Origin of the sequence: Aurantibacter sp., from assembly GCF_042094015.1 — a bacterium.
Taxonomy (GTDB): domain Bacteria; phylum Bacteroidota; class Bacteroidia; order Flavobacteriales; family Flavobacteriaceae; genus Aurantibacter.
On record NZ_JBELDZ010000022.1, the window covers coordinates 28,333 to 35,137 of the forward strand.

Here is a 6,805-nt window from a genome sequence, read left to right on the forward strand (position 1 = left end):
TATGGAAGTACAACAATTTTATTACGATAATAAAATCGTTCGAAAATTCATTGTAGCAACAATGTTTTGGGGAATAGTGGGAATGAGTGTTGGGTTATTATTAGCCTTTATGTTTTTGTTTCCTAATGTTACAGATGGCATTTCTTGGTTAAGTTTTGGTAGACTACGACCATTGCATACTAATGCTGTAATTTTTGCATTTGTTGGTAATGCTATTTTTGCAGGAGTTTATTATTCTTCTCAGCGATTGCTTAAAGCAAGAATGTGGAAAGATTGGTTAAGTAACTTAAATTTTTGGGGCTGGCAAGCCATAATAGTTGGTGCGGCAATTACATTGCCTTTGGGATATACGTCTTCTAAAGAGTACGCAGAATTAGAATGGCCTTTTGATATTGCTATTGCTTTAATCTGGGTTGCTTTTGGAGCCAATTTAATAGGGACAATCTTAAAGAGAAGACAGCGTCATTTATATGTAGCTATATGGTTTTATTTAGGAACTTTTGTAACTGTTGCAGTTTTACATATTGTAAATAGTATGGCTATACCTGTTGGAGCTTTAAAAAGTTATTCCGTTTATGCAGGAGTTCAAGATGCTTTGGTACAATGGTGGTATGGACATAATGCGGTAGCGTTTTTCTTAACAACTCCTTTTTTAGGTTTAATGTACTATTTTGTGCCTAAAGCAGCCAATAGACCAGTTTATTCTTATAGATTATCTATTGTGCACTTTTGGTCGCTTATATTTATTTATATCTGGGCTGGACCACATCATTTATTATATACGTCATTACCAGATTGGGCTCAAAATTTAGGTGTTGCATTTTCTATTATGTTATTAGCTCCATCTTGGGGAGGAATGATAAATGGGTTATTAACACTTAGAGGCGCTTGGGATAAAGTGCGAGTAGATCCAGTTTTAAAATTTATGGTAGTAGCTATTACAGGTTATGGTATGGCAACCTTTGAAGGTCCAATATTATCTCTTAAAAATGTAAATGCAATTGCACATTTTAGCGATTGGATTATTGCACACGTTCATGTTGGAGCTTTAGCTTGGAATGGGTTCTTAACCTTTGGTATGATTTATTGGATGGTGCCAAGATTATTTAAAACTAGCTTATGGTCTATTAAATTAGCAAATGCACATTTTTGGATAGGTACTTTGGGTATTATATTATATGCATTGCCAATGTATGTTGCTGGTTTTCAGCAAGCTTTAATGTGGAAAGAATTTAACCCAGATGGAACCTTGAAATACGGAAATTTCTTAGAAACATTAACTGAGATTATTCCAATGTATTGGATGAGAGCTATTGGAGGAACTATGTTTATTGTTGGAATGTTCTTGTTAGTTTATAATATGATAATGACAGCAAGACAAGGAAGTAAAGTAACCGATGAATTGGCAGAAGCAACACCTTTAGAGAAAGTAACACCTAAAAGAACTACTAAAGAAGGTTATCATACTTGGCTAGAAAGAAGACCTGTTAAGTTAACGATTTATGCGACCATTGCTATTTTAATTGGGGGAATTGTCCAGATTGCTCCTTCTCTAATGGTAGATGACTATATACCTGTAATTAGTAGTGTTAAACCATATTCACCATTAGAACTTGAAGGTCGAGATATTTATATAGCCGAAGGTTGTGTGGGTTGTCATTCTCAAATGATTAGACCATTTAGGAGTGAAGTTGAGCGTTATGGAGAATACTCAAAAGCAGGAGAATTTGTTTACGATCATCCGTTTTTATGGGGAAGTAAGCGTACTGGGCCAGATTTAATGCGTATTGGTGGTAAATATTCAGATAACTGGCATTTAAATCACATGTACGATCCGCAAAGCACATCTTCAGGTTCTATTATGCCAAGCTATAAGTGGTTAATTAAGAATGAGTTAGATAAGAGTAATATAGAGGCTAAACTTAATGCTATGGTAGCTTTAGGCGTGCCATATACCAAACAAGATATTGAAACAGCTCAAGAGTCTATGTTGGCTCAAGGAACTCAAATAGAAAAAAACCTTTATAATGATCCAGATTTTGCCAAAACTTATGAAGCGGATAAGAAATATGCAAAAGACAACGGTTTAGAGTTTATTGAGATGAGAAACCGTGAAATAGTTGCAGTTATAGCTTACTTGCAACGTTTGGGGATAGATATTAAAGTGAAGAATACAGACGGTACAGAAACCGAATTAAAATAAAGAGATTATGTTAAAATTTATAAAAGGAAACTTAGAACAAATAGATGGTGTAGCTGTTTATCCAATGATTTCGTTACTTATATTTTTTATCTTTTTTATGGTACTTTTTTGGTGGGTTTTCACAGCTAAAAAAGCTCATATTCAAGAAGTAAGTTCTATACCATTGGAAGATGATACTGTAATTTTTAAAGATCAATTATAATGAAGACAACCGCATCATATCTTAGAGTTATTCTATTTACAATTACATCAATTGGTGTTATAGAATATTTGTACAAAACAGAAACAGAATGGGCTATGTTTAGCCAACCTATGTTTTGGTTAATAGTAGGTTGTTTATTCTTATTTGCTCTAGCCTTCGAGGTTTGTATTGAAGCTTTAGAAACTGTTTTAGCACACTCCTTAGAAGAGGATTCTAAAGTTAATTATTTAGTTAAAAGGAAAGAAGAACAAGAAAGACCTTTTAAAAAAATAAAAGCCTTTTATAAAAAAATGCTAGGTAGTAAGGCGATTCAAGAAGAACATGAAATTATATTGGATCATAATTATGACGGAATTAAGGAATTGGATAATAATTTACCGCCTTGGTGGGTTTATAGTTTTTATGCAACCATTTTATTTGCAATTATTTATTTAGTGAGATTTGAAGTTTTTAACGATTATAATCAAGTTGAGGAATACGAAGCAGCTGTTGTAGTTGCTAAAAAAGAAATTGCTGAATGGAAAAAAACAGCAAAAAATTTAGTAGATATTAATACTGTTGAGGTTTTAACTGAAACTTCAGATTTAGCTGCAGGTAAAAAGATATTTGAGGCAAATTGTGTGGCTTGTCATAAGGCAGATGGTGGAGGAGGAATTGGACCAAACCTTACCGATGAAAACTGGATTTTAGGAGGCGGAATAAAAAACGTATTTAAAACAATTTCTGAAGGAGGAAGAGATGGAAAAGGAATGATTTCTTGGAAATCAGATTTAAAACCTTTAGAGATAGCTCAAGCTGCAAGTTATGTGTTAACTTTTCAAGGCACTACACCTGCAGAACCTAAAGATCTAGAAGGTGATCTTTGGAAGCCAGAAGTAACAGAGTCAGTAGAAAAGTAATCTTAAAAATGGCAAAACAAGAACAGGAAAACTTTAGAGATACCATTGGTACTTTAGCCGAAGATGGTAAACGCGCTTGGGTTTTTCCAAAAAAGCCATCTGGTAAATGGTATAATTATCGTAAGTACGTTAGTTATGTTTTGTTATTATTTTTATTTAGTGCACCATTTATAAAAATTAATGGTAATCAATTTTTTCTTTTTAATATATTAGAAAGACGATTTAATCTTTTTAGCTTTCCATTTTGGCCGCAAGACTTTCATCTTATGGTTATAATGATGATTATTGGCGTTGTATTTATTATCCTATTTACAGTAGCTTATGGACGTATATTTTGTGGTTGGATTTGTCCACAAACTATTTTTATGGAAATGGTTTTTAGACGAATTGAATATTGGATTGATGGCGATAGAGGCAAGCAAATCCGTTTGTCTAAAATGCCTTGGAACACAGAGAAAATTCGTAAACGTATTTTAAAATGGGTAGTCTTTTTTATTATTTCATTTTTAATAGCTAATGTTTTTTTAGCATATTTAATTAGTAGTGATACACTTTTAAGATATGTTACAGAAGGACCACAAGACCATGTTAGTACGCTTATAGCATTATTAATTTTCACAAGTGTTTTCTATTTTGTATTTGCATGGTTTAGAGAGCAGGTTTGTATTATAGTTTGTCCTTATGGACGTTTACAAGGTGCTTTATTAGATAACAAATCAATAATTGTTGCTTACGATCATAAAAGAGGAGAAAAAGATAAAGGAAGAGCAAAATTCAAGAATAGCGAAGAACGAGAAACCACAGGAAAAGGCGATTGTATAGATTGTTTTCAATGTGTAAATGTGTGCCCTACAGGAATAGATATTAGAAATGGAACGCAATTGGAATGTGTTAATTGTACTGCTTGTATTGATGCTTGCGATCATATTATGGAATCCGTCAATCTTCAAAAAGGCTTGATTCGATATGCTAGCGAAGAAAATATAGAAAAAAAAACAGTTTTTGAATTTACACCAAGACTTAAAGGTTACACAGTAACTTTAGGTATTCTAATTTTTGTTTTAATTGGAATGTTGTTTTTGCGTAACGATGTAGAAGCACGTATTTTAAGATTGCCAGGTCAGTTGTACGAACACAAAGAAGGTAATGTTATTAGTAATGTCTATACTTTTAAGTTAGTAAATAAAACCACCGAAGATTTAAAAGATTTAGAAATTAGATTAGTATCACATAAAGGTGAGGTAAAACTAGTTTCTCAAGAAAAAATTGATGTTGAAAAGCAAGGGCTAGCAGAAGGAACTCTTTTTATAGAAATTAACGGAAGTCTTTTAAAAGATGATAAAATAAAATTAGAAATCGCCATTTTTAATAACGGTAAGGAAATAGAAAGTACAACAACCAACTTTTTAGGGCCAAGAAGCTATAAATAATATAACGATATATGTGTTATGAAAATTAATTGGGGAACAGGTATAGTTTTAGGAATGTTAGCTTTTATTAGCTTTATATTATACTTGGTTATTACAATGGTTACCGATCAAAATTATTCTCATGATTTAGTCACTGAAGAATATTATGCTAAAGAAATGTTGTATCAAAATGAAATTGATGCAGAAAACAATGCTAATAATTTAAGTGAACAATTAAAAGGAGAGCGAACTCAGGAAGGATGGCAAATCTTATTTCCAAAGGAACTAGAATACGAAAATATTAAAGGGAAAGTGTTTTTATATAGACCTTCAAATATGAAGTTGGATTTTGAATTACCTCTTTATATTTCGAATAATAAAATTATTATTCCTAAACAAAAAATGTTAGATGGTCGTTGGAATATATCTATAGAATGGAGCTGTAACGGAAAGCCATATCTGTACAAGAAAGAAATAATTTATTAGCTATGTTACTCTCGGCTTTATTATTGGGGTTGTTTGGAAGTTTTCATTGTATAGGAATGTGTGGTCCAATCGCTTTTTTATTGCCATTAGACAAAACTAATAAGTTAAAAAAAGGATTTCAGTTATTTAGTTACCATTTTGGAAGACTTACAACGTATGCGTTTTTAGGACTTGTTTTTGGCTTATTAGGCCGAAGTTTATACTTGTTTGGATTACAACAACGTGTTAGTATTGTTCTTGGTGTTATAATGGTTCTTTCTGTAATATTACCAAAAAAGCTGAGTACATCTAATTGGTTTACGCCAATGTATCAGTTGGTATCTAAAGTAAAATCGCTTATAGGGTTTAATCTAAAAAACAAATCTGTAAGTTCTTTTTTTATTATCGGATTATTAAACGGGTTATTACCTTGTGGATTAGTTTATATAGCTGTTTTTGGAGCTATTGGTTTAGGTAAATTATTTGAAGGAAGTTTATATATGGCTGTTTTTGGTTTAGGAACAATACCACTAATGACATCGGTTATTTATTTAGGCAACTACTTATCTCAACCAATAAAACAACGTGTGTTGAAATTAATCCCTGTATTTGTAGTAATTGTAGGTCTGCTGTTTGTTTTAAGAGGATTAGGGTTAGGAATACCATATATCTCGCCAGCAGAAACTGTAACTGTAAAATCTGTAAACAGCTTGCAAAACTGTCATTAAAATAAAAAATTATTAATATGAAATATTTAGTAAATCTTCCTTTAGTTAATTGGGGAATGGGATCGGTAGTTATTGGCGTATTTGCATCAGTATGCGTAATATTAGTAGCTTTAGTATATAATATGGTTAATTCTGATTCTGAAAAAAAGAGTGATAAAGATGAGTCGTAATATTTTTAAAATTAACAAATAAGTTAGCTATATCTCAGTTAAAGAAATTATTAAAAAAAGTAAGATTTACTATGTTTATAAAAATAGTAAATCTTACAAATAGTTATTTATAGTTTAGTTAGTAATTTAAAACATAAAATTTGCAAATGCTATAAGCGTGCATAAAACAAGACTTGCAATTACAGTATAAAGCACCATTTTTGGTTTCTGAACAGACAAAATCGCAACTAAAACGGCGTTACATAAAACAACAACTATAATTAATTGAATAAGCTGAAAAATTCCAGTTCCATTCTGTAAAATAGACATTGCGGCAATACCACCTATGCAGGTTGAAACAATAATTGCTGAAGATGCATGTAGCATAAAGTTTTCTTTCCAATTTTTTTCAATGTTTTGAATTACAGTATTCATAAAGTTTTTTTTTAGTTATACTGCAAATTTAAAATAGTATGAGTCTTTAAAAGATGATAAAAATCATACTATTTATTTTTGCGCTAATTACTTAACAGCGTATTAATGTTTAATGTTTTTATGTCAGTGAGTGAAAAAAAAGGAAGATGTAAATTTTAAAAAAAAAAGATAAAACCCTAACTTTTAAAGGGTTAGGGTTTTGTTGCTGTGACCTCGGAAGGATTCAAACCTTCAACCTCCACAGCCGTAATGTGGTGCACTATTCAGTTATGCTACGAGGCCATTTTGAGAGTGCAAATATATTTCTTTTTATGG

8 protein-coding genes and 1 tRNA gene are annotated in these 6,805 nt (G+C 31.5%); 7 read left to right on the forward strand and 2 right to left on the reverse strand.

Annotation, left to right across the window (positions count from 1 at the left end; all coding sequences use genetic code 11):
• The first annotated feature begins 1 nt into the window (after position 1).
• The 7 genes from ccoN to ACFDSN_RS05140 are packed head-to-tail and all read left to right on the forward strand — an operon-like array spanning position 2 to position 6,076.
• Positions 2-2,203 (forward strand): cytochrome-c oxidase, cbb3-type subunit I, encoded by a 2,202-nt coding sequence (gene ccoN / locus ACFDSN_RS05110; protein ID WP_375238757.1) that lies wholly within the window; start codon positions 2-4, stop codon positions 2,201-2,203.
• 7 nt (positions 2,204-2,210) lie between these two features.
• Positions 2,211-2,405, forward strand: coding sequence for a CcoQ/FixQ family Cbb3-type cytochrome c oxidase assembly chaperone (locus ACFDSN_RS05115; RefSeq protein WP_375238758.1), 195 nt, complete (start codon positions 2,211-2,213; stop codon positions 2,403-2,405).
• A complete protein-coding gene (locus ACFDSN_RS05120) occupies positions 2,405-3,304 on the forward strand; it encodes a cbb3-type cytochrome c oxidase N-terminal domain-containing protein (RefSeq protein ID WP_375238759.1) in 900 nt (299 codons plus the stop codon). Before ACFDSN_RS05115 ends, ACFDSN_RS05120 begins: the two co-directional genes overlap by 1 nt.
• A gap of 8 nt (positions 3,305-3,312) precedes the next feature.
• Positions 3,313-4,734 (forward strand): cytochrome c oxidase accessory protein CcoG, encoded by a 1,422-nt coding sequence (gene ccoG / locus ACFDSN_RS05125; RefSeq protein WP_375238760.1) that lies wholly within the window; start codon positions 3,313-3,315, stop codon positions 4,732-4,734.
• Between the two features lie 18 nt (positions 4,735-4,752).
• Positions 4,753-5,199 (forward strand): FixH family protein, encoded by a 447-nt coding sequence (locus ACFDSN_RS05130; protein ID WP_375238761.1) that lies wholly within the window; start codon positions 4,753-4,755, stop codon positions 5,197-5,199.
• 2 nt (positions 5,200-5,201) lie between these two features.
• On the forward strand, positions 5,202-5,906 hold the full coding sequence (locus tag ACFDSN_RS05135; RefSeq protein ID WP_375238762.1) for a sulfite exporter TauE/SafE family protein: 705 nt from the start codon (positions 5,202-5,204) through the stop codon (positions 5,904-5,906).
• A 17-nt stretch (positions 5,907-5,923) separates the two neighbouring features.
• Positions 5,924-6,076: a hypothetical protein gene (locus tag ACFDSN_RS05140; RefSeq protein ID WP_375238763.1), complete on the forward strand. Its 153-nt coding sequence runs from the start codon at positions 5,924-5,926 to the stop codon at positions 6,074-6,076.
• Between the two features lie 126 nt (positions 6,077-6,202).
• On the opposite strand, the gene ACFDSN_RS05145 is transcribed toward ACFDSN_RS05140, so the two are convergent.
• Positions 6,203-6,490, reverse strand: a complete 288-nt coding sequence (locus ACFDSN_RS05145) for a hypothetical protein (RefSeq protein ID WP_375238764.1) — start codon at positions 6,488-6,490, stop codon at positions 6,203-6,205.
• Positions 6,491-6,698: 208 nt separating this feature from the next.
• Positions 6,699-6,772 (reverse strand) — tRNA-Arg (locus ACFDSN_RS05150).
• Positions 6,773-6,805: the final 33 nt, after the last annotated feature.